Origin of the sequence: Flammeovirga sp. MY04 (assembly GCF_001682195.2) — a bacterium.
Classification (GTDB): Bacteria; Bacteroidota; Bacteroidia; order Cytophagales; family Flammeovirgaceae; genus Flammeovirga; species Flammeovirga yaeyamensis.
Map to the genome: position 1 here is coordinate 376,061 of NZ_CP003560.2, position 23,758 is coordinate 399,818.

The following is a 23,758-nucleotide window of genomic DNA, read 5'->3' on the forward strand; positions in this document are numbered from 1 at the left end:
TATGAACGAATATTATAACAGTGCATATAAACCACTCTTAGCTATAGATTGTGTAATTTTTGGATACGAAGATGGAGAATTAAAAGTCCTCTTGACTAGAAGAAAAGTAGAACCTTTCAAAGGTGCTTGGGGTCTAGCAACAGGTTTCCTTCATTATGGAGAATCTTTAGATTACGCTGCAGAACGTGTCTTAAAAAAGCAGACAGGTTTAGATAGAATCTATATGGATCAATTAAGTACATTTGGTGAAGTAGACCGTGACCCTGTGGCACGTGTAATTTCATTAGTGTATTACGCATTGATTAAAGTTGATAGCCAAGACGAAGAAATTCTTGAAAGAAACCAGGCACAATGGTTCCCGATTACAGCTTTACCAAAATTAATGTTTGATCATGAAACAATGATTCAAATGTCATGGGGTAAATTGAGAAGAAAGTCGAGATATCAACCTATCGGTTTCGAATTATTACCAGAGAAATTTACTTTACCTGAATTACAATCGCTTTACGAAGCTATTCACCAAAAGCAATTCGATAAGCGTAACTTCAGAAAGAAAATTTTAGCTACTGGATTACTTAAGAAATTAGACGAAAAACAAAAAGGTGTGTCCAAGAAAGGGGCTTACTATTATGTTTTCGAAGAAGGTAAATACGACGAGTTGATCTCACAAGGATTTAACTTCGAATTAAAATCTATGGCATTTGGTTCATAGATAATTATAAAAATAGCCATCATTTTAATGATGGCTATTTTTATATAAGCTTATTTTCTAAAGTTTTAAAGAAGGTTCATCTGTACAGACGTTTTACCAAAACGTCCTCACGGAACACTTTAGATTATTCTTCCCCTACTTTTTCTTCCTTCCCTAAAAACTTAGGAGAGGTCTTTAGTACATAAAGATCAAGCATCATTTTTACTCGAGCGAGTACTTCTCGATATTTTACCCAATATCCCTTTTCGAAGGGAACATCTTCCGCAGCATAGCCATAGGCTTCAATGCCATGATATCTTGCGATAAAGATGGCTCTTTCAATATGAAACTTTTGTGAGATGATAATAAATCGATCTTGACCAAATACTTCTTTGGCTCTAATCACTGAATCTAATGTTCGGAAACCGGCATAATCTAAGACAATGTTTTTTTTGTTCACACCTTGTTTCACTAAGGCCTGATACATTTTTTTTGGTTCGTTATAATCGTTGGTTTTATTATCACCACTTACAATAACAAATTCAATATCGTGTTCTTTTAGTAGTTTAGTAGCAGCCTCAATTCTGTTAGTGAAATAAGGATTCGGTGCCCCACTTCTAAGATAGTTGCTTGTACCTAAGAGTAAGCCTGTTTTACAAGAAACGGTCATGTTGTCGTGTTCCAAGATATACGGACTACTTTTCTCACTTACATAGCTATTGATGTATAGGGTGAGAAAAAATGAAAATATGCCAAGAACAATGCTAGTTTTTATGTACGTCTTTACTTTAATTCTCATAATTTCAATACGAGTTTAAAGATAAAATTAGAATTGACAAAGTTACCTATCTTAAAAATGTTGTTAGAAGAACAATTCGTTAAAATTATTCCTAGATTTACATTCTTCCCTGAAAGATTTTCATAAATAACATATGGGACATATTTCTTGCTCTCGACTTTAAGGTATCCGCATTTTGTCCTTCAAAATGTTCATCCAAGGTATTGAACCAAAGCTGTAGCCAATGTCCAAAATGTTTTTGTTCAATCGGGCTTACCTTATCCACACTTTGGTGTGTTACTACAGGGTTTCCCTTGTATTTATTTACAGAGAAAAGATTACTTTCCCAGAAGTCGTACATAATAGGTAGATGAGTATCCCAATTAATTTTGATTTCTTCATTAAAAAAAGGACCTAAAGTAGGGTGCTGTCTCACTTTGTCGTAAAAGCTATTGACCAAAACTATAATGTCCTCTCTATTTTCGATTTCTTTTTTCATGATTACTATTGGATGTTAGGTAAAGGTAGTGATAAAAGTATATATTTAGGTTTGATGATTAAAGTATACTGATTATCATCCTTTTTATTCTAAACCCACCCAAACCTTATACAAGCTTCTCATCTTCACCAAAAAATACTATATTGTAATTTGTACTTAATAACGAATAAATAAAATAATATGTAGTTTACTCGATCGATTAGTTACTCATCAACTTTCTTTTCCCTATTTAAAGTAAGTTAAATATATTGTAATAAACATTAACGAGTTCATCGAATAGACGACTAACAGGGTTAATACTAATGTATAACCTACCTCAAAACAAAACTGTATGAAATTATTATTTCTATATCTTACCTCCTTTCTTTTAATAAGTCAAGTTGCCTTTTCTCAAAATTGGATGGGAGATGCAATGCAACAATCTCAAAATGGCGAAATAGATAAAGCAATTGAATCTTTAAGTAAAGAGATCGATTTCAATTTAATGAATGATATCGCTTACTTGGAAAGAGCGAAGTTATATATTTCAAAAGGGGAGTATGATAAAGCAAGTGAAGATGTAGATCAAGCAATATCTTTAAATGCAGTGCATCCGGCAGGGTATTATTTAAAAGGATACATCGACCTAGCCAAAGGTGAAAATGCCGAAGCAATTAATAATTTCTCAGCAGCTATTGATTTAGATGCAAATTATGTCAATGCTTATGTTTTTAGAGCAGAGGCCTATTCCAATATTGGTAACATGCCTAAAAGTTTATCAGATTTTGATGCAGTTTTAAAATTAGAGCCTAATGTAGGAATGTACTACCACAGAAGAGCATTGGTAGAATTCCGTATGGGTAAAATTGAGGAAGCCAAGCAAGATTTCTCCAAAGCAACATTATATGAGGTAGGACTTATTGATGCATACACGCATTTGGCTGAAATCTATGTACAGCAAAACAGTTTTGATTCAGCAATTGTAGTGATTGATAAAGGATTAATTGTTAGTCCTGACAATATCAAATTATTAAGCTTACAAGGTGATACTTTTGTTCATGCCTTAAATTATGAAGATGCCTATTTTGCTTACAATAGAGCCATCCAAATTCAACCCAACTATGCTTATGCACATTGTCGTAGAGGTGAGTTGAACATAAAAACAGGTAAGCTACATCAAGCAGAAAAAGATTTTGATAAAGCCGTTAAATTGGCTCCTAAATACAGTTATGCTTTTTATCAAAGAGGATTATTGCATGCGTATCAAAAAAGATATGTATCTGCAATTTCAGACTTTGATTCAGCATTAATTTATACTCCTAACTATTATTCAGCTTTGTTGGAGAAAGCAAAATCTAATCTCGCAATAAGAGAATTAGATGACTGTATAGCTACTCTCGAAAAAGCCAAAGAAATCAATCCAAATGAGGCTTATCTATACACGATTTTAGGTAATGCTCATTTAGCCAAAAAAGAATATAAAGAATCACAAGAGGCATTCTCAAAAGCCATTGCATTATCACCTAAATATGGGTATGCATTACAGCAAAGAGGGTATGTTAACTTCTTGTTGAAAGATTTTGATTTAGCGTTAACCGACTTAAATCAATCCATAATGCTTTCTTCAAATACTGCTAAAGTATATTCTTACCGTGGAGATGTATATATGGCAAAAGGAGAATTCAATAAAGGAATGAAGGATTACTCAAAGGCATTAGCTTTGTATCCTGACTTTTCATATGTTCTACATCAAAGAGCATGGGCATTCATTAAGAATAATCAATACGATGAAGCCTTGCACGATTTCCAAAAGTTAGACAATATCGGTAAATCTAAATATGTAGACCTTTATGGTAAAAGCGTAGCTTATATGGAAAAAGGGATGTTGATCAAATCAAATGATGTACTTGAAAAAGCTATCAATAAATATCCTAATTATTCATCTGCTCACCTATTATTAGGTTTCAATTACGCAGTAATGGGGAATACAGCTAAGGCACAGCAAAAAATCATAGAGATTGAAAAGCTTCAAAAAGATACACCAGAATTGATCGGTGTAAAAGGTATTGTGGCCTACAATCAGAAGAACTTTAAGAAAGCATTAAAATGCCTAAACTCGGCCATCAAATTAAATCCAGAAGATAAACGCTTAGTGTACTACAGATCTTTGACTTTCTCAAAATTAGGTAAAGAAGAAAAAGCTCAGAAGGATATGGAGAAAGCGACAAAACTTGGGTTTGTGGTAAATGATGGACTTTCTGTTACATCGCTAAAATAAAGAAGTTTATTATTTTTAAAATATTATCAACGAGGTGGAGGGATCTGCCTCGTTTTTTTATACGACAAAGAATTAAGGAACTAAGGAACTAAGAAACTAAGGGGTATTACGAAAGGCCAGAGGGATTAATTCTGTGGAAGGGTTTTTAAGGTAAGAGGTAAGAAGTAAGACTCAACTGGCGCAAATGTTAAGCGCAGCGACATTTGTGCCTAATAAACGTTAGAGGTCTCCCGACCTCGGTCATTAATTAGAAGTTAGGAACTAGGAATTAGGAGTTACTGAATCTACGCTCCTCATTACGCGGGCACGCGTTCGGAAACTTGCACTAGTAATTAAAAAAATTCTTATTTAACACATACTTTCCTCCACGAACCACCTAACATTTCACGTTTTTCATTTTTAATTTTTCATTCCCTAAACATTTCACATTTTTCACTTTTAACTTTTCATTTTTAATTTAAAAAAAACGCTCTTCACTTGTATTCCACCTAACTTTTCATTTTTAATTCCCCCTTCACTTCATGTTTCGGCGCAGGAATATCTCTTTCCATCATCGAAGGAGTCGAAGAAGTATAACTCGAAAGTAGTTCTAAAGCGTTGTTAGGAATTTCATCAAGATTGTCATCAGACGAAGTATTCATTTTAGAATAGATAAAAAACACAGATCCACCTTTAATGGTATTGATTACTTGTTTGTGATCTTTATAGGATAGGGCAGGGCAGCCGAAACTACGACCAAGGTAGCCGTTTTGTTGTACGAAAGTTTCTGATACATATTTGGCAGGGTGGATAACAATAGCTCTTTCTCTAGCTTTGTTGTTGATGTTTTTTTGTAATCCATCTAGCTTTAGAGATAGGCCATACTTACCAAAATAGGTTTCTGATGCTTTAAAAAAACCACAGCTCGATTGTTTAGAGTTCATGATGTTGCTGAAGTTATCAGCATATAAAGTTCCTGAATTTCTTCCGTGAGCCACTAGAGTGTTCATTAATAAAACCCCTCTTTTGATATCTATAATGTATAAACGTTTGTTTGTGGAAGGCTGTGAGAAATCGACAATACTTAGAATTCGGGTGTTTTTTATTTCTCCTTTATTTAAAAGATTTAAATATCCTGTTAATCCTTTTGCAAAAGCTTGAAAAGATAAACCATAATCTTGTAACTTCGCCTTTTGATATAACGAAAGAATTAATTCTTTGGTGGTCTCACCAACGTGAGCTTCTTTAACTCTATCAGTAGCAGTTGTGTTAGTAAAATTAATACATAGCAGCGTGATTACTATGATTAATGATTTGAAACTGAAGTTCATTTGTAAAATCGTTTTTTCTTTTAGTTATATCGTAAATGTACAAAATGTTATTAGTATTATTATTGATTTATGTTAATAACTGATTATCATATACATATATTTAACAGTTTAAAGACCTAAGGTCATGACAGAATTTACTTCCTTAAAGTAATGATGGTAATTTTATTATGACAAGAATCTTATACTATGTAACTTTTGTTTTTTCTTTGTAAACTATTTATACCTTGGATTTAACCAGATACATATCAACTTTAATTACAAGTGCTTTAAAGTTCCTTTTTGGTCCTATTGTAGGATACGGAGCCGGTTTAACTATTGTAGAGACCACTATTCTTACCATTGTAGGAATGATGATTACAGTAGTTTCACTTACTTATGCAGGTACTGAGGCCAGAAAAAAACTTCTTTTATGGTTAAATAGAGGTAAATCAAAAAAGCTATTTACTAAGAGAAACCGTATGATTGTCCGTATTTGGCAAAATTACGGAATGAAAGGAGTGGCATTTTTTACTCCAATTTTATTTGGTCCGCCCATAGGTATGCTTATCGCTTTATCTTTTGGAGAAAAAAAGAGAAAAATCATCACTTATATGTTTATGAGTGCCGTATTTTGGGGGATCATAATGAATATAGCTATCTTTTACTTTGGTGAATATTTTGGGTTTTTAACCGAAACAGAAGTATCTCCAAACAATTAATTAGAACAAACAACAATGGCTTTTGATTTTCATAAGGACAAAGAAGTCTATTTTAATATACAAACTGATAATGCCAATAAATATGTACTTCCATTTATTGAGCAATCGCTAAAAATCACACCCAACTTAAGAGTACTTGAGGTTGGATGTGGTGAAGGTGGCGTTCTGAAAGCCTTTTTAGAAAAAGGGTGTTTTGGTGTAGGTGTTGAACTCAGCATGCCTAGAGTAGAGTTAGCCAGTGTTTTTCTTAAAGACTTTATTGATAAAGGTCAGGCACAAATTATAGGTAAGAATGTTTATGATATTGATGTAGAAAAAGATTTTGGAGAAAAATTCGATTTAATTGTTCTTAAAGATGTCATCGAACATATTCCTGACCAGGAAAAAATCATACATTATTTCCGTTCCTTTTTAAAAGAGCACGGAAAAATCTTTTTTGGTTTTCCACCTTGGCAAATGCCTTTCGGAGGTCATCAACAAATTGTTGAAAGCAAATTGCTATCAAAACTACCTTACTATCATTTATTACCTTCTTTTCTTTACAAATTCATTTTAGATAATGGAAATGTGAGTAAAGGGTTGGTAAAAGAACTGATGGATATAAAAGCTACGGGAATTTCTTTAGAGCGTTTCGAAAGAATTTGTAAACGTCAGCAATTTAAAGTGAAAGAGAAAACTCATTATTTTATCAATCCTATTTATGAGTATAAATTTGGATTAAAGCCAAGAAAGAAGATTCCTATTTTAGGAGATATACCTTGGGTAAGAAATTTTGTAACAACTTGCGGGTTTTATTTAGTAGAAAAATACTAGAGAAGGCGTTTAGTAAAATGTCCGTACATTTTACATAGGTAAAATAACTGTACATAATATCAACTTGGAAAGTTCGTCTTTGTATTCTCTATAACGAACGTACTAATACAAGAAAGGACGTTTCAATGAAACGTCCTTACCTAATGATACTATTTATAACAAGTAAGCTCTATTGCAACTGTACTTACTTGGATATAAAAAGAAAAAAGACCTAGACAGTAATACTGCTAGGTCTATATCTTAATTCACTATAATTTAATAACCCTGATTTTAATCTTTGATTACTCTGCTGGAAGGAATGCGCCTGAAGCAACATTAAACTCCTCAGAAGTAATAATATTTTGAGCTCCTTCTGCATCACTTGAGTGATAGAATTGTGCTTGTAATTCATACATACCTGCTGCAGATGGTGTAATAGTAGCAGAAAGGTTTACAGTTTGTTCACCTGCAATTTCTGGGATTTGACCAATTAAGTCAACAGTTACAGTTTCATTAGTTTCAGCATAAGTGAATACTAATTGAGGTGCTTCGATTGTACCTTCAGGGATGTACAATGTAGTTTCGATAACGGCCTCTTCTCCTATTGTGAAAATCTGTCCATCTTCTACGTTTGTGATGTCGATTGTTGCAAATTCTGGAGTTGCATCTACTTCGTCGTTATTGTTTGAACATGAAGCAAAAACGACCATAGCGATGAAAAGTGCAGATAAGTTGTGTAAAAATTTCATTATATTCTCAGTTTTGTTTTTATGATTAGGTGAGCATTTTTTATTGTTTTGCTCTAAACACAATACTGAAAACGGCAATGTTTTGGTTTGGATTTACTAATTTGGTCGTAATGTTTACCAATTTTGTCGGATGATATTAAAAATGTTTAATTCGCTTCGATCCCCTTAATTCTGAAGGTGTATACCCATAATATTTTTTGAAAGCACCTGTGAATTTTGATAAATGACTATAACCCAATTCTTTAGAGATATCACCAATTAAATCATCGGTACTTCTTAATAAACGATGAGCGTCCATCATTCTATGGCTAGTAATAAATGAGAAAATAGATTGGTCAAATACTTTTTTGAAATCCTCTTTTAGTTTAGTCTCACCGATACCGAATTTTAAAGCAATATCTTTAGTAGTAGGTATATTGTTATAATCGCTCAGGATAAAGTCTTTGATCTCGAAATATTTAGTGAGGGTTTCTTCTGTAATCTTATTTTCCAGTTTCTTTTTTTTATGTTCAAATAGCTTTATCAAAAGTTTACCCATTAATTGTAGGCCTAAACCACCAATAATCGCATTTCTTCCAATTGACAACTTTTGAGCAAGAAAAAGGTCTTCAATTATGCTTTCAAGTTCTGTAGTACTTTCTTCATAGTAATTTTGGTTGAGTAGGTAATCAATAAACTCCTCCGAATCTTTCTTATTAATATTGATAAGTGGACCTATTTTGTCGAGGTCCATTCTCATTCCTATCCAAAACATTTCTTCATCTTTATCAATGTCAATAAAAACATCCTTCCGATTCTGACGAAGCATGATATTATATTTTACACCTCTAGCCCCTAAGTGCATTTCATCACTAGCATAATCACTAATTTTTATGCTTGAGTTTTTTCGCATGAATAATATAAATAATTGAGTTGTTTCGGATTCATTCGTATCCTTTACATATAGATCTTGAGTTATATGACAATAATTGATACTTAATTGAAAAGGTGCTCCAATATCAAAATACTCAAGATACATCTGTCCAATCTCAGGATCATTCAATATAAATTGACGCTCAAGAAGTTCTCCTCCAAGGTCTTTTTGAAGTTTAGAATACGTACGATCGAAACTTGTAGAATCGAAATACAAGATTCTTTTATTATCTTTTTTCATAGGAAAGGATGAAAACTTTTGGTGAGGTTTTGATATTCTTCCGAGTAATCGTTATTGTGATTCGCTCTTATATAAAAAGGTTTTCCTTCTATTTTATTATTGATGGCTTTTTTCTGTAAAGCAATCAATAAACGTTTCGCTTTTTTGTTAGCATTATGATGGACAATTCGTAAATCAGAAATATATAATTGATGTAATTCTGCTAAAGAAATAATTTCATCCAAAGCTTCAATAGGATAGATCATACAAAATGTTCCATCGCGAGAGAGTAATTTACTAACCTTTTCGATTAACTGATGTAAACTAAGACTATCTGTGTGTCTAGCTAGATTACGTTCTTTTGTTTCTGCTTTTAATGCATTTTCAAAATAAGGTGGATTGGAAACTATTAAATCAAAAGAAGAAGAAAAAGCAGCGGTTCTAAAATCACCTATTTGAGCATCAAGTCTATTATACCAAGGGCTATTCATAAAGTTTTCTTTCGATTGCTCGAAGGCTCCCTCATCAATATCTATCCCTGTCACTTCTGCATCTTTAAATCTCTGTGCTAACATCAAACTGATTAACCCAGAACCACAACCAATATCTAATACTTTTGGATTTTCCATAGAACTTGTTGCCCAAGCACCTAACAGAATGGCGTCTGTTCCAATTTTCATTGCACATTTTTCCTGATTCACAGAAAACTCTTTAAACTGAAATAAGGCGTACTTACTCATCAATTTGAAATTATAAAACGAACTACATTTTCAATATCCCAAAAAACAATTTTAAATCCTTTATTCCACTCTTATTTTTTGAGGAACTTAACAAAGCATCAAGAATTTGAAATGAAATTTAAATAATAGGATTTTTTAAATCGATAGAATATTTCCGAGTTATAAGGTTTTGTTAAATAGTTTGATACGTTATTATTATTATTTTTGCAACCGAATGCAGTGACTAATTCGATAAGGACATCTCGTCTCATTATCAAAATTAACTTTCACCAAATTCAGAATTACTACTTAACTATATGCTAGAACAATAACAATTCTAGTGATTGTAAATAAATCAACAGTCAAAATAATGTCTACTACAAAATTATTTCCTATTAAAGGAAAAGTACAAAACTATGCTTGGGGCGGTGCCAATTTTATTCCTGAAATGATCGGTATTGAGAAAGAAGATCAACCATATGCAGAATATTGGATGGGCGCACATGATAATGCTCCAGCGAAAGTGGGCGATGATCAATTCTTAAATGAAATGATTAAGTCTAATCCAGAGGCTACTATTGGTAAATATATTAACGATAAATTCGGTCGTTTACCTTTCTTATTTAAAGTTCTTGATGTTAAGGATGTGCTTTCAATTCAAGTACACCCTACAAAAGTAGAAGCTGAAAAAGGTTTTGCTAGAGAAAATGCTGAAGGTATTCCTGTAACAGCCTCTCATAGAAATTACAAAGACGATAACCATAAACCAGAAATTATGGTAGCGTTAAGTGAATTCTGGTTATTACACGGTTTCAAACCAAAAGCTGAATTAAGAGAGACATTAGTTACTGTACCAGAGTTTAACGACTTAGTAGAGATCTTTGATGCCGAAGGTTATTATGGTTTATACAAAACAGTAATGGAATATTCTGCGGAAACTATTAACGAAAAACTTCGTTCGTTGGTTGACCGTGTGATGCCATTATATAACGAAAATAAAATCGAAAAATCTTCTCCTGATTACTGGACGGCTAAATCAGTAGCTTTAAATCCAGAAGGAGCAGATTTAGATAGAGGTATCTATTCGATCTACTTCTTTAATATTGTTAGAGCAGATATCGGAGATGCTATCTTCCAAGATGCAGGTTTACCACACGCTTACATGGAAGGTCAGAATATGGAATTAATGGCCAACTCTGATAACGTATTAAGAGGAGGTTTAACACCAAAACATATTGATGTACCTGAATTATTGAAGCACGTTACTTTCGAGGAAACTATTCCTAATATTATGAAAGGTGAGCTTCAAGAAGATGGTTTTGAAAGAATCTACAAATCTCCAGCTCCTGACTTTGAATTAAGTAGAGTAGCTATTTCAGCAGGTGATGAATACAAGAGCGTAGCAAAAACTGCTCAGATTATTATTGTTTCTGAAGGAGAGGCGACAGTGACGGAAGGAGATACTTCTGTAACTATTAAGAGAGGAGAAGTTGTTCTTTTATTAGTAGATGCTGATTATACAATTACAACAACAGATAAAGCCGTTTTATTTAAAGCGACTGCTCCTGTAGCGTAATTATATTTTTATATACAGTATAAAGGGTTGAATCAAAAATTATTCTCGTATTTGGACGTTGTAGTAAAACTTCCATACAAGACTAATAATTTGATTCAACCCTTTTTATTAAAGCTTATGCAAAATGTCCTTCATCTTCTCAAATCGTTCAATCATGTTACCATTGATGAGGTGATATACTCCATAAGTATTTTTTAATTCTTCTTTATAGCTTTCTAGTAGCTGTTTTCTAGTTTCTATGTTTGGTGTTTCTCTGTATTCATCATATTCCCATGGCAGATCGACATCCATTAAAAATACAGCATCAAATTTTTGTTGGTCTAAATGATCTAGAATCCAAGAATCACATTGTTGATATTTAAACTCCGACCATACTTTGATGACTTCTAAGCCAGTATCGCAGAATAAAAATCGATTGGCCAATTCGAAGTTGATATTCTGAATCTCAAATTGCTTTTTAGCGATAACAACCAAATCTTTTTGTACATATGGCCGGTTTAATTGCTCAAGATAATCTCTTGCATATTCATTCACCCAAAGAGTGTCGTACCACTCTGCAAGTTGATGAGCCAACGTACTTTTCCCTGTCGATTCAGGACCGGTGATCAATATTTTTTTTACTTCTGAATTGTGCATACGTTAAACAACACTAATCTAAATTAGGTTGTCAGCTAAAATTGAATAGAATAATAGTTACAGTACTTAGAAAACTGTTTTTGTTAGTTTAAAATTCCAATAAACATATTAAATGTTACTTATTATTGGCAGAAACTCATCTGTTTCTGCTAAATGTTCAATTTTAAGGGGAACTGACAAGCTGATTTTATTATTAAAAAAATTACATTAAAGTCTGTAGATATTGCTTCAATTCGTGATCGGAAGAAGTTTTATCTTTTAGTTGTCGTAGTTGATAAGTAGATTTCTGAAACTTCTCTTTCATAGCCAAAGAATGTTTTCGAATTCCATTCCCATGTAATCCGGTATAGTTTGAAAAAACATATTGCTCTAACTTACTATGAAGAAACTCTTCTTTTTCACGATCTAAAGTATCAGATTTAGATTGCAAGGATTCCAAAATATGCTCTATTTCATTTTGACCAATATTTATTGCATCTGCAACGTATTTCTGATAAAAAACGATGAGTGTAAACAGGTCGTTGTTATTTTTTGCTTTAATAATTTCTGACATCTTAAGATGCCTATCCTGTTTTACATTATCGTCTTGTACCAAATCAGGATGCAATTTTTTTGCCAAGGCTTTATAGATTTTATTTAAAGAATCGATATGTGTGGTTGTATGCTTTGTTATTGATTTTTCTTCTTCTTTATACCTTTTTATGGCCTTGTTTTTTTCTTTTTCTAATAGAATCGGGGCGATTTTTTTTTCGTAGAATGCATCCACTTTACCTGGGTTTTCTATCAAATGCTCCCAATCCTGAGCAGTAATATAATCTTCTATATTGTTGATTGATCTTGATCTGAATTTTAATTCATATAGTATACTTTGCTTCAACTCTTTCATCAATTGAGACTTACTTCTACTGTGTTGATTACTTTCTATAGATTGATAATATTCCGGGATTAAGCGGTGAACATTAGTTTCATAAACATAAGGAGAGGATAAAGCAGACATCATTAAATTTTGAGTAATTAATTGATAGATCTCGAATTGCTTATTACTTAGAGTAGTCGTCTTTTTGATAAAAAATAAATGCTCTAAAGTAGATTTAATTTGTTCTATATAGGTCTTATGGGAGGAGCTAACAAACTCATTATATTCCGTTAAAAGTGATTTAAAACCATTATAAAGTCGTTTATTTCTTCTATTTTTCTTTTCAACCTCTTGCCATAGCTTTGTTAATTTGTCGGTAGGAGTCTTAGGATTTTTCTTAGGTTTTCGATGGATGATTTTATCAAATACTATTAATTTATCTTCTTTCATTGTAGAAATTCTTAATTTTACGACACATACCTAAAATACAAATATACATACCCTGATAATACTCTATGTCTACAGATCAAGATATTAAATATCATTATACGATAGACCATAAAGATAACTACACTTTCTTTGAACAATTAATGAATCAGGCAGGAGGAGAACTGCTGCATAACGAAAAAGTACTTAAAATACATAATCGTGTAGGCGATGTGCTTTTTCATCGATTTACACATTTCGATCAATTAAGATTGGTCGTTCAAAGGTGTAATTTAAACGAAAAAGTAAGTGTTGAACATATACCCAGTGATGTACAGAAAAATTATATATTCTTTGTGATCCACAAAAGCGGGGCGGTACATCATATGTTTAAAAACGAAGAGACAATTTCTTTATTTGGGAAAGACAGTCATCAAGGGGTGGTGATCACAAACTTTATGAACTCATTGACTAACATTGGAGAAAAAAATATTAAATCAGAGTGGGTAAGTTTAGTCGTTAAAAAATCATTCATATTAGAGTTATTAGAAGAGGTACCTAAAGGTTTTAAAGAGTTTTTATTATCCGATAAACCTTGGCTATTGTTTGAACCGGTGAATTATACCATTTCTCAAGCCCTTCATGACATTTTTAGTCAAACTGAAGAATACCAATTCCGTAATTTTAAAATCTACGGAAATGCAATCGATTTGGTGGGAGAAGTGTTAAAACATATGTCCAACCGTAACTTCGAAGACGTAAATAACTTGTCTAGTCAAGATACTAAAAGAATGTTTGAGGTGAAGGAATATATTTGTAGTGATTTATCAAATCCTCCTACATTAGAAGATATCTGCAAGGAATTTGGTTTAAGCCGCTCTAAATTGATTCGTGATTTTAAAACCGAATTTGGGGTTCCTGTATATCAGTTTTATAATAAAATGAGAATGCAGAATGCGAGAGAGCTTTTGGTAGAGAAAGGGCTGACTGTCACCGAAGTGTCACAAAATTTAGGCTATAAAGGGTTATCAAAATTCTCGGATGCGTTTAAAAACTTTTATGGTGTTTCTCCTAAGTCGATGGTGGAACAGTATAAAATCAAATAAGTTATTCACATTTGTTGTAATATGAATTGAAGTTATCAACATATGTGAATAAACTATGTTGGTAACTTCAATTTTAAAGAATTATTTTCTAATCCATTTTTTTCAAACTTCCCGATGAGGATGTGTTTACATCAAAACTTGGGTTGCCTCTGTAATACAAACTACCACTTGATGATAATCGACCGATTAATGTTTTATTGGTGTGTGTATATACATTTCCTGAAGATGAGATCGTAAATTTACCATGATCCACCTCAAGGTTTTCAGCTTTTAGTCTTCCTGAAGAAGAAAGTGCCCCCGTCAGTTGCAGTGACTTACCATATAATGTGATACTGCCACTGCTACTAATCTCTGCATTTACTTTTTCTGTAGTAACATTTTCGATTTCAATATTTCCAGACGAAGTAGTCCTAACACTCAACTCTTCGGAAACATCTGAAACATCTTGAATTCTTATTTGTCCACTAGAAGATGAATTAACTGTAAAATAAGGTTGGACCACTCTATCAATATCAAGATCTCCTGAACTGCTAATTGAAGCTTTCTTTAAAAATGGAGAGGTGATATATACTTTTACTGAGTGATCACTAAAAAGTCTTCCAAATTGAATATCCCAATTTTTACCTGATACAGAAGTATTTAAAGAATTTACTGCTTCTTCTTCTCCTGTGACTCTAACTTCCACTTCTTCACCGTAGGTTACAAAAACATTCATAGACCCTTTTACATTAATGCTTTCGAAGGCATCTAAAAATAGTTGTTTTTCAATAATAGGACCTTCTGCTTTTTTAGTGATTACACCACAGCTTGAAAGGAAGAATATTGTGAAAATAGATAGGTATGCATATAGCTTTTTCATTAGTTTGTCAATTTATGATTAGATGTTAAGAACAGATTTCGATTTGTTTGAGAATAGATTGATACGTTTTTTGAAACTCTTCTTTTTCAACCTTACTGAAATTTTTTTGAGCAATTTCAAATAATGATTGATATCTATAAGTGGTATTTTTTTTTATTTTTCATCAAATAACTTATTAAAAGTGGATTTTTATCGTGCTTTCAATAACATGACCCTTAAGAAGAGGTTTACCCCTATTTTAAAGTTGATTTTTTTTTGAAAATCAACTTTTGGGAATTAAAAATGAAAAGTTAAAAATGAAAAACGTGAAATGTTAGATGGTTCGTGGGGGTAAGTATGGGTTTAAATAAGATTTTTTTGATGACTAGAGCATGTTTCCAAACTTGTGCTCACGTAATGTAGAGGGAGCGTAAATTCAGCAACTCCTAATTCCTAGCTCCTAACTGCTAATTCCTAACTCTTAATTAAAAACCGAGGATGGGAGACCTCTAACGTTATTAGGCACAAATGTCGCTTCGCTTAACATTTGCGCCAGTTTTCCTTCTTACTTTTTCCCTCAAAAAAGCATCCCCAAGATTAAAATCCTGGGCTTTTGATACATTCTCTCCCTTAGTTGCTTAGTTAAAACGAGCGTTAACTTTGCTACCTGCTACCTGCTACCTGCTACCTCAAAAACCTACCACGTAAATTGCAATCCAAAGTTCGCCGATATCCAAAGCGGTCCACTTTCGAATTCATTTTTCCATAGATTTGGAGGCACAGTCATTCTTCTTCCATCAATTTCTGGACTCCAATTTACTGTAGGGCCAACTAAAATATTGAAGTGTTTTCCGATAGGTTGAACGTATCTAATTTTAGTATTTACATAGAAGGAAGTCCAATCATCATAATCTGTAGTCATGCTAAATACGGCACCCGCTTCGAAGTTTAATCTTTTCATAAGGAATGTACCAAAGCCATAACCTACACCTATACCTTCAGGGTGGTATTCGTTTCCAAAGTTGTATTTCACATGAAAGTAATTATACAGCTTTCTTGATCCTGAACGGAAATAGAAATTGGCCCAAGTGGTTTCGTCTGCTTCTATACCGGCAGAGTGATACCCATCGTCATACCACGCAAAAAGTCCAATAGGGAAAGCGTTCTTTCCTCGTTTTGCAGAGTTGACCAAACCAATTTGTACACCATTCATATTCTTGGCGTAATTGTAAATTCCGGCTAATTGAACACCACTAATGGTATCAGTTACTGTATTTGAAATACCAGCAACCTGCATTCCTCTTAGTTTTTGTCCATAGTTGTAGATACCCGACATCTGCATGCCATTCGAATTTTTTATTGTTGTATTGGTAATACCACCTATTTGAATACCATTGAATTTTTCAGCATAAGAATATATACCGCCAATTTGAATACCATTAGTTTCCTCGACAGAGGTTGATACAATACCTCCAATTTGGATTCCGGTCGTTTTTTTTAAGGTTAAATCGGCAATACCACCTACGTGTATACCTAATACAGTGTCTTTTGCAACATTCAGAATACCACCAAAGTTTACACCGTTTACTTTACCAAGGTTATAGTTAGAGATACCGCCTACTTGAAAACCGTTGACATTACCCCCTACAATATTGGCCAAGCCACCGACTTGCATACCTCTCATATTGAATCGGTTGATGTTCACAAAACCGCCGATTTCAAGTCCTTTTACACCTGCAGAATAGCCTACAAATGTATTTATTGATAAACGGTTTTCGTAAGAACCACCTAAGAAATTGGTATTGCTTAAAAATGGAACGAAGGTAAATTGAAATACCCTAGTTTCCACTTGCTCGATATTATTGGAAATAACATCGACTTTAGTCGGAACTAATTTCTGAACTAAACCTAAAGAATGAGGGTTTGTTGCAGTAAGTGTAAAATCCTTATCAATAGGACCAGGCTGATCTAGATAAGGAGTAAGGTTAACATTGTATTTTATAAACTTGGCTTCTTTGTCAGGGTCAAATTGTACCATAGTATCGTAATACCCACGACCTCTAAAAAAGACCCCTTCATTTAGTTGTTCGACAGGAATATCTAAGCGATAATAACCGGTGGAATCAGTTAAGGTAAGTAGTTTTCTTCTACTATCGTATACGACTACATTTTCGATTCCTTTACCTGTTTTTTCATCAAGTACTTTACCAATAAGAGGAATGTCTTCTTTAAGTCTTTCTTGTTCAGCAGGAGTTAATCGCTTTCGATCCTCCATAGGGCGAATTGTTAGTGTAAATGCTTCCCTTATGATGATATGAGAATTTCCTACTTGTCTAAACTCATAGGAATCTCCAAGTATATCATAAAGAATATTCTCAATAGTTTTGTTCTGAATCCTTTTAGATATCAATTGATTTTTATCGATTATAGAAGAGTTGTAAGAAAACAAAAAACCTCCTTTATCACTGATAATTTCAAGTGCATCCTCTATTGGTTCATTTCTTATGTTTATGCTTATGACTCTATTTAATAAACTTTCAGTATCTGCAGCAATTATTGAAGTAGAAATGAAAATAAAGAAAGTTAATAGTCTAAATATCTTGTTTTTCATTAATCAATTAAATATTGTTTGTCTGCTGTTTTCTGTACTCTCAAGTTTAAGGTTGCTTCCATTACTTGTAAAACACCCTCTATGGATTCATGGTCAAATGAACTTGTAACTTCTTTATGGTAAAGGTTTTCGTTATTCACCTCAATTTTCACATCATAAGCTTTTTCAATTGATTTTACGACCTCTTGAAATTCTGCGTTTTTAAATTCTAATTTTTGATGTTTCCAGAACATCTCATTAACCACATTTACCTCGTTTTCCAGAGGAACGGCTTGTCCTGAGGCATAAATACCTTGTTTTCCTTTAGGAAGTAAAACATACTTTTTGTTTGGAGCGGTTAGTTTTACTAGTCCATCGGTTACTGTAACTGTTACTTTGTTGTCTAAAGTATTTACGTTGAATTTAGTTCCCAAAACAGTAATGTCTCCATACTTAGTATGAACAATAAATGGTTGATCTTCGTTGTGAGCCACTTCAAAATAAGCTTCTCCATCCAAAGTCATTTCTCTGGAGTTACCATCAAAAGATTGTACGGCCAATGCACTTTCCTGATTTAAAGTGATGACAGATCCATCATTTAAAGTATCCAATAGGGTAGAGGTAGTTGTGGCGAAACGTTGTACATCATCCACAACCGTTGTATTGGATTGTTGGAAAAAGCGTACTCCGAAAAATATAACAAGCATTGCAGCAACAGCCGCCGATACCATTTGCCAAGGAGTAAACTGAATTGTTTTCCCTTTTTTAGTCTCAATTTCCTCAGAAAACTTATTCCAAGCTTTGTCCACATCAACAGCTGCCGAAACTTTTCCGGGCTGTGTTGCTTCCCAAACCGCTTTCATTCCTTCGAAATGAAGTTGGTTTTCTTCGCTTTTCTTCACCCAAGCATCCAACTGTAATTCCTCCTCAAAGGAAATATCACCTGCCAAGTGTTTAGCGATTAATATATCTTCTATTTTTTGGTTCTCTTCCATAGTTACTTTTATGACACCTCATTATTCTTTTCCCCCTATTCTTTAATCAAAAAAAATGATGAAAAATGCGATAATTATAGATATAAATGAGGAAAGTTCTGATTTTAAATACTTTAAAGCGGACGACATTTGGTTTTCAACCGTCTTCACACTAATATTTAATTGATCGGCAATTTCAGAATACTTGAGCCCTTCAAACCTGCTTAATAAAAAGATATTCTTCCTTTTATCAGGCATGCTTTGTATTGCTGATTGGATTTTAGTATCCAATTCTGAAGCTTCAAGGTCTTCTTCTACATGTTGTGAAGAGGAATTATGTTCCATTTGAACTTTATAATTCTCTTTCACTTCTGAGTGTCGAATAACATTCAGACATTTATTTCTTACAGCTCGAAAAAGATAAGCATCTAAAGAGAGGTCAATATCAATTTGTTCTCTTTGTTCCCAAAGCTTAATTAATACATCATGAACCACATCTTCTGATGCTTGCATGTCTTTAAGGAACGTATTTGCATAGGCACAAAGCTTAGGATATTGTGCTCTAAACATCTCCTCGAACTGATCTTTCGTAATGATTTCTTGTATCAAGACTACTATTTTTAATTCGAATTATAGCTAAGTAAGAACATAGTTCTCACGAATGCATTTAGTTTTTGTGATCTTCTGAATGCAATATAAGTATATTCAATATTTATTACATTTACATGATAACAAACATTAAAAGCAAAGTTATATTCATGATTTTTTTAAACACCCTCTCCTTATTCGATACCTTTTTCTTTATTTCTTATGGATGGATTATTTTAGGAATCATTACATTTCTATGCTTATTTTTTGGTAGAGTAACCGCTCCTTTTGGTCGACACACTAGATCAGATTGGGGTCCTTTGATTTCCAATAGTTGGGGTTGGTTTATTATGGAAATAATATCTCCAATATTTTTATGGATAGGTTTTTTATGGGGAAGTAGTAACACACCTATATTCAATTATTGGTCTTACATCGGAATGTTTCTTTGGACGATTCATTATTACAATCGAGCGTGCGTATTCCCATTTCGAATGGCAAATAAGAAAAAGAAAATGCCCGTCATTATCATGTCGTCTGCTGTTTTCTTTAACATTATCAATGGATCTTTGAATGGGATATTTCTATCATTCCATGAAACAAATGTGATGACCGATTGGTGGATTTGGGTAGGGGTAGCCCTCTTCTTCTTGGGAATGTACATCAATATAAAATCTGATAATATACTTCTGTCATTAAGAAAGCCAGGAGAGAGTCATTACGTTATTCCTAAAGGATTTTTATTTGATAAAGTAGCTTCTCCCAACCTATTTGGAGAAATTATAGAATGGACCGGCTTTTTTCTCATTGTACCTAACTATGCATCACTTAGTTTCTTGATATGGACCCTCGCTAATTTGTTACCAAGAGCAAGAGATCATTACGAGTGGTATATCAAAAAGTTTGATGATTTTCCGAAGGATAGGAAGGTGGTTTTTCCTTTTGTTTATTGATCATTAATGTATTAGAAGTCTAATATTGAGGCGAATGCGATTCGCCCTTACATCCATATAGGATATAGGTATGGATCGATGGATCTCGGAGGGGTGCCCCCCTCCTTGGGGAAGAGTGGTAGCTTGAGGTGGTTGAGATATAGTTATAGTATTAAATCAATAAGTTCTTAATTGGTAATTAAAGAGGGGTTAAACCACCTCTTTTTGTGGTCTAACTCAAAGAATGGGTTCTAGCTAAAGATATTTTTTTATACGAGCGTTAAATTTGCTACCTGCTACCTGCTACCTGCTACCTGCTACCTGCTACCTGCTACCTTAAAAAACATAATGCTTCATTAACGAAGTAAATATCAAAGTTTTATTTCTTTTCTAAATTATCTTTTCTATCTTTGCATTTCGAAAATTTTGTACGATAAATTTTATCAAACAATGGATTTAATTAAAAAAGTTGAAAAGGATTTTTCATCCAACATGGAGAAACATCCCGCTTTCGGCGCAGGTGATACGGTAGACGTATACGTAAAAATTAAAGAGGGTAACAAGGAGCGTGTTCAAAAGTTCCAAGGTACGGTTATCCAACGTCGTAACAAGGGTTCTTTAGGTGAAACTTTCACTGTACGTAAGATCTCTAACGGTATTGGTGTAGAGCGTATCTTCCCTTTAAACTCACCAAACATCGACAAGATCGAGGTATTGAGAAAAGGTAAAGTAAGAAGAGCAAGATTATTCTACTTACGTGGTCGTTATGGTAAGGCTGCTAAAGTTAGAGAGAAAAGATTCTAATCTTTTATCTTTGCTTTTTTACCAAAGACATACAAAAGTCAGTTTCCTTAAGGAGACTGACTTTTTTTTTGAGATCATATCTTACACAGAATAAGAATTATTTACTCTGAGTCTGAAGATTAAGTCAATTTTTTTAAATAGCTTCAAAACACTATCAGATTTTTGATGAAACTGTTAGTTTTGTAGTCAGAACAAAATAATACATCAATAAAATTTATGTCTAAGAAAATATATTTCGCATCCGATTTTCATTTAGGAACCCCTTCCTACGAGGCAAGTCTTGAAAGAGAAAAGAAGATCTGCCGTTGGTTGGATATGGTGGCAGAAGATGCAGAACATATTTATTTATTAGGCGATTTATTTGATTTTTGGTTTGAGTATCGATTCGCAGTACCAAAAGGCTTCCTGAGGTTTCAAGGGAAACTAGCAGAGTTAAGAGACCGAGGAGTACCCATCACTTTCTTTACTGGAAACCATGATATGTGGATGTTTGACTACTTCCCTAAAGAACTAGGAGTAGAGGTCATTAGAGAACCGATTGATGTAGAATGGTGGGGAAAGAAGTTTCATATCGGTCATGGAGACGGCCTAGGTCCTGGAGATTATACCTACAAGTTTATTAAGAAGGTTTTTGCCAATCCGTTGTGTCAGTGGTTATTTGGCTTTTTGCATCCAACCATAGGTATGGGCATTGCACAAACATGGTCAAAACAATCTAGAGCAGCAGGAGCAGAGAAAGACCATGAGTACCATGGACCCGAAAAAGAATGGATTTGGCTGTATTGTCAGCAAAAACAAAAGGAAGAGTACCGAGATTATTATATATTTGGACATAGACACTTATATCTTGAACTAGATGTCGACAATGGAGGAAAATATATTAATACCGGCGAATGGCTCTCTCAATATAAATACGCTACTTTCGACGGTGAAAAAGTGGAGCTACTTACTTTTGAGTAGCCTCTTATTCTTAACAGGAAATTCATATGCACAAACCCAGCTTTTTGAAATAGAAGTAGGAGAGGTCGCCGCCATGGATATCGACCGAATGGGTTTTATTTATATTGTAGATCATGAAGGAAACGTGATGCAATATAGAGATGATGAGGAAGTACGTCGTTATTCACCAACAACTCCCGCTGAGGTTCAAATTGATGCTTGGGCAATGCTCAACACGGTTTTATTTTCTCCTGATTGGCAGGGTATTAGAGCCTTAGGACAACAACTTACTCAACAATCCGAATATTTATTTGATGAAGAATTGATAGAATATGCTTCCGTGGCTACTAATGCTACCGACGGAGGGATATGGGTATACGACCAACCATCGTTTCGTCTCAAAAAATATTATCCCCAACAACAGCAAGTCAGCCTGGATGTATCGATTGAACAAATTCTATCTGCAAGTTATTGGAACCCCACTTGGATGAGGGAATATCAGAATAACTTATATGTTGTAGAGGAAAGGATGGGTGTATTTACTTTCGATTTATTGGGCAATATTTTATCTGAACCTACTGATATTGGAGGAGCTACGGTAATTGGATTTACCGACGATAAAATGTATTGGCTAAAGAAAGATCAAATACATTTTAAATCATTGTACTCAACTGAAAAAAATACCCTAGATTTGCCCGCGAAAAAAGTGAAATTTGCGGTATATAGTGCGTCAAATCATACAGTCTATTGTATTGTAAAGAATAAAATGATCGCCTACCGAATGCAAGAATAATTATGGATTTATACGAAGATTGGCAGAAAAATTCTAAAGCGAAATTAAAGGAACACAAGACTTTTCTTCAACGCTTGAAAAAACAAAAAAAGGAAAACAAATAGATCAAATTGTCAATCGCTTGGACGATGAAGCTTTTGAACAGTTTGATTGTTTAGCCTGTGCCAATTGCTGTAAAACGATAAGTCCAGTAGTTACGCAAACCGATGTAAAACGTATAGGTAAGCATTTAAGAATTAAGGAAACTGAGGTGATTGAACAGTATTTAAATGTAGATCACGAAGGTGATTACGTGATGAATCAACAACCTTGTCCTTTTCTTGGAAGCGATAATTACTGTTCAATATATGAAGCACGTCCGAAAGCTTGTAGGGAATATCCATTAACTCAAAACCAAGGTTTTAACCAAAGACCGGCACTCCACGCTAGAAATACCATCACTTGTCCAGTAGTATTTCATGTCGTTAAAGAGTTGAAAAAGGAACTATAATCTAATAAATTCCTAATAAAAGTGAATGCAAGGAACATTTACCTCTAACATTGACCAAACCTTTGTAGTTTTAACCCTATTACTAGCAGATAGTTACATTTTGTAGCTATTAAATTATTTTATTCTTTCTAGCAATGAAAAACTTTACCCTAGCCCTAATACAATTAGTGGCATTACTTTACCTTGCAATTACCCCATCATTTGCAACAGAATTGGACAAACTTACAGATGAGCATCTATCATCAGTAAAAAACAAAGTATTCACAGAAGAACATGCTAAGTCGTTTATTCTGGATTACATCGGTATCCACTCAGAAGGAAAGGCTGATTACCTGTATCATACAGGATCAGAAGACCTTGTTGCGAAATTCAAAAAAGGAATTAAAACCGCAAGTTTAGTCGAGGTTGTTAAAACCAAGCACATCACGAATGTTTATTTCAAAATCAACGATGTGTTAATCCACACTTCTTACTTTAATGAAACAGGTGAAATGAACATCTGTAGATTTAAACACAAAGGAAAAAGTACAAGATAAGTACTTTTGAAACGAACAAGTTTCTGGATTCAATCAAAAAGAGGCTATA

General features: G+C 33.6%; 24 protein-coding genes. 12 read left to right on the plus strand and 12 right to left on the minus strand.

The genetic code is table 11. The annotated features are described in order from the left end of the window. The first annotated feature begins 1 nt into the window (after nt 1). The gene (locus tag MY04_RS01495; protein WP_066205310.1) at nt 2-712 is read left to right on the plus strand and encodes an NUDIX hydrolase; all 711 of its coding nucleotides are present in this window, start codon (nt 2-4) and stop codon (nt 710-712) included. A 124-nt stretch (nt 713-836) separates the two neighbouring features. Here MY04_RS01495 and MY04_RS01500 read toward each other — a convergent pair whose 3' ends face one another. Together MY04_RS01500 and MY04_RS01505 are read right to left on the minus strand one after the other, a co-directional pair. Further along, nucleotides 837-1,490, minus strand: coding sequence for a SanA/YdcF family protein (locus tag MY04_RS01500; protein ID WP_066205316.1), 654 nt, complete (start codon nt 1,488-1,490; stop codon nt 837-839). Nucleotides 1,491-1,587: 97 nt separating this feature from the next. Further along, complete coding sequence (locus MY04_RS01505) at nt 1,588-1,968, minus strand: group III truncated hemoglobin (protein ID WP_066205319.1); 381 nt, start codon at nt 1,966-1,968, stop codon at nt 1,588-1,590. A 331-nt stretch (nt 1,969-2,299) separates the two neighbouring features. Between MY04_RS01505 and MY04_RS01510 the strand changes: the two genes are divergently transcribed. After that, nucleotides 2,300-4,225, plus strand: a complete 1,926-nt coding sequence (locus MY04_RS01510) for a tetratricopeptide repeat protein (RefSeq protein WP_066205323.1) — start codon at nt 2,300-2,302, stop codon at nt 4,223-4,225. A gap of 488 nt (nt 4,226-4,713) precedes the next feature. Here MY04_RS01510 and MY04_RS01515 read toward each other — a convergent pair whose 3' ends face one another. Next, nucleotides 4,714-5,535: a murein L,D-transpeptidase catalytic domain family protein gene (locus MY04_RS01515; RefSeq protein WP_066205325.1), complete on the minus strand. Its 822-nt coding sequence runs from the start codon at nt 5,533-5,535 to the stop codon at nt 4,714-4,716. 224 nt (nt 5,536-5,759) lie between these two features. Between MY04_RS01515 and MY04_RS01520 the strand changes: the two genes are divergently transcribed. Together MY04_RS01520 and MY04_RS01525 are read left to right on the plus strand one after the other, a co-directional pair. Beyond that, nucleotides 5,760-6,233 (plus strand): hypothetical protein, encoded by a 474-nt coding sequence (locus MY04_RS01520; protein ID WP_205958210.1) that lies wholly within the window; start codon nt 5,760-5,762, stop codon nt 6,231-6,233. Nucleotides 6,234-6,248: 15 nt separating this feature from the next. Next, the gene (locus MY04_RS01525) at nt 6,249-7,046 is read left to right on the plus strand and encodes a class I SAM-dependent methyltransferase (protein ID WP_066205331.1); all 798 of its coding nucleotides are present in this window, start codon (nt 6,249-6,251) and stop codon (nt 7,044-7,046) included. 281 nt (nt 7,047-7,327) lie between these two features. Here MY04_RS01525 and MY04_RS01530 read toward each other — a convergent pair whose 3' ends face one another. The 3 genes from MY04_RS01530 to MY04_RS01540 all read right to left on the minus strand — a co-directional run bounded on the left by MY04_RS01530 (nt 7,328) and on the right by MY04_RS01540 (nt 9,646). Next, nucleotides 7,328-7,774 (minus strand): hypothetical protein, encoded by a 447-nt coding sequence (locus MY04_RS01530; protein ID WP_066205334.1) that lies wholly within the window; start codon nt 7,772-7,774, stop codon nt 7,328-7,330. Between the two features lie 136 nt (nt 7,775-7,910). After that, on the minus strand, nt 7,911-8,927 hold the full coding sequence (locus tag MY04_RS01535) for a helix-turn-helix transcriptional regulator (RefSeq protein WP_066205337.1): 1,017 nt from the start codon (nt 8,925-8,927) through the stop codon (nt 7,911-7,913). Continuing rightward, the gene (locus MY04_RS01540; RefSeq protein WP_066205341.1) at nt 8,924-9,646 is read right to left on the minus strand and encodes a tRNA1(Val) (adenine(37)-N6)-methyltransferase; all 723 of its coding nucleotides are present in this window, start codon (nt 9,644-9,646) and stop codon (nt 8,924-8,926) included. The genes MY04_RS01535 and MY04_RS01540 overlap by 4 nt, the downstream gene beginning before the upstream one ends. A 349-nt stretch (nt 9,647-9,995) precedes the next feature. On the opposite strand from MY04_RS01540, the gene manA reads away from it, so the two are divergent. Then, nucleotides 9,996-11,201: a mannose-6-phosphate isomerase, class I gene (gene manA / locus MY04_RS01545; protein WP_066205342.1), complete on the plus strand. Its 1,206-nt coding sequence runs from the start codon at nt 9,996-9,998 to the stop codon at nt 11,199-11,201. Between the two features lie 108 nt (nt 11,202-11,309). Here the strand turns inward: manA and MY04_RS01550 are convergent, their stop codons facing one another. Together MY04_RS01550 and MY04_RS01555 are read right to left on the minus strand one after the other, a co-directional pair. Then, a complete protein-coding gene (locus MY04_RS01550) occupies nt 11,310-11,837 on the minus strand; it encodes an AAA family ATPase (RefSeq protein ID WP_066205343.1) in 528 nt (175 codons plus the stop codon). Between the two features lie 202 nt (nt 11,838-12,039). Further along, nucleotides 12,040-13,143 carry a hypothetical protein gene (locus MY04_RS01555; protein WP_066205353.1) on the minus strand — a complete coding sequence of 368 codons (1,104 nt, stop codon included), beginning with the start codon at nt 13,141-13,143 and terminating at the stop codon, nt 12,040-12,042. A 65-nt stretch (nt 13,144-13,208) separates the two neighbouring features. On the opposite strand from MY04_RS01555, the gene MY04_RS01560 reads away from it, so the two are divergent. After that, the gene (locus MY04_RS01560; protein WP_066205357.1) at nt 13,209-14,225 is read left to right on the plus strand and encodes a helix-turn-helix transcriptional regulator; all 1,017 of its coding nucleotides are present in this window, start codon (nt 13,209-13,211) and stop codon (nt 14,223-14,225) included. A gap of 88 nt (nt 14,226-14,313) precedes the next feature. Here the strand turns inward: MY04_RS01560 and MY04_RS01565 are convergent, their stop codons facing one another. The 4 genes from MY04_RS01565 to MY04_RS01580 all read right to left on the minus strand — a co-directional run bounded on the left by MY04_RS01565 (nt 14,314) and on the right by MY04_RS01580 (nt 19,236). After that, complete coding sequence (locus MY04_RS01565) at nt 14,314-15,084, minus strand: head GIN domain-containing protein (RefSeq protein WP_066205360.1); 771 nt, start codon at nt 15,082-15,084, stop codon at nt 14,314-14,316. A gap of 676 nt (nt 15,085-15,760) precedes the next feature. Next, nucleotides 15,761-17,674, minus strand: a complete 1,914-nt coding sequence (locus tag MY04_RS01570) for a hypothetical protein (protein ID WP_066205363.1) — start codon at nt 17,672-17,674, stop codon at nt 15,761-15,763. Next, nucleotides 17,674-18,648: a FecR family protein gene (locus MY04_RS01575; RefSeq protein WP_066205365.1), complete on the minus strand. Its 975-nt coding sequence runs from the start codon at nt 18,646-18,648 to the stop codon at nt 17,674-17,676. The genes MY04_RS01570 and MY04_RS01575 overlap by 1 nt, the downstream gene beginning before the upstream one ends. A gap of 42 nt (nt 18,649-18,690) precedes the next feature. Then, nucleotides 18,691-19,236, minus strand: a complete 546-nt coding sequence (locus tag MY04_RS01580) for an RNA polymerase sigma-70 factor (RefSeq protein WP_084005722.1) — start codon at nt 19,234-19,236, stop codon at nt 18,691-18,693. Nucleotides 19,237-19,385: 149 nt separating this feature from the next. Here MY04_RS01580 and MY04_RS01585 point away from each other — a divergent pair, with 149 nt between their 5' ends. The 6 genes from MY04_RS01585 to MY04_RS01610 all read left to right on the plus strand — a co-directional run bounded on the left by MY04_RS01585 (nt 19,386) and on the right by MY04_RS01610 (nt 23,709). Continuing rightward, nucleotides 19,386-20,168 carry a DUF1295 domain-containing protein gene (locus MY04_RS01585; protein WP_066205368.1) on the plus strand — a complete coding sequence of 261 codons (783 nt, stop codon included), beginning with the start codon at nt 19,386-19,388 and terminating at the stop codon, nt 20,166-20,168. Between the two features lie 429 nt (nt 20,169-20,597). Continuing rightward, nucleotides 20,598-20,951: a 50S ribosomal protein L19 gene (gene rplS, locus MY04_RS01590; RefSeq protein WP_066205370.1), complete on the plus strand. Its 354-nt coding sequence runs from the start codon at nt 20,598-20,600 to the stop codon at nt 20,949-20,951. A 216-nt stretch (nt 20,952-21,167) separates the two neighbouring features. Continuing rightward, nucleotides 21,168-21,911: a UDP-2,3-diacylglucosamine diphosphatase gene (locus MY04_RS01595; protein WP_066205373.1), complete on the plus strand. Its 744-nt coding sequence runs from the start codon at nt 21,168-21,170 to the stop codon at nt 21,909-21,911. After that, entirely contained in the window at nt 21,880-22,683 is an 804-nt protein-coding gene (locus tag MY04_RS01600; RefSeq protein WP_162273782.1) for a hypothetical protein, read from the plus strand. The genes MY04_RS01595 and MY04_RS01600 overlap by 32 nt, the downstream gene beginning before the upstream one ends. Before the next feature lie 121 nt (nt 22,684-22,804). Continuing rightward, nucleotides 22,805-23,173 carry a YkgJ family cysteine cluster protein gene (locus tag MY04_RS01605; RefSeq protein ID WP_236941090.1) on the plus strand — a complete coding sequence of 123 codons (369 nt, stop codon included), beginning with the start codon at nt 22,805-22,807 and terminating at the stop codon, nt 23,171-23,173. A gap of 134 nt (nt 23,174-23,307) precedes the next feature. Further along, nucleotides 23,308-23,709 carry a hypothetical protein gene (locus tag MY04_RS01610; protein WP_066205380.1) on the plus strand — a complete coding sequence of 134 codons (402 nt, stop codon included), beginning with the start codon at nt 23,308-23,310 and terminating at the stop codon, nt 23,707-23,709. The last annotated feature ends 49 nt before the right edge of the window (nt 23,710-23,758 follow it).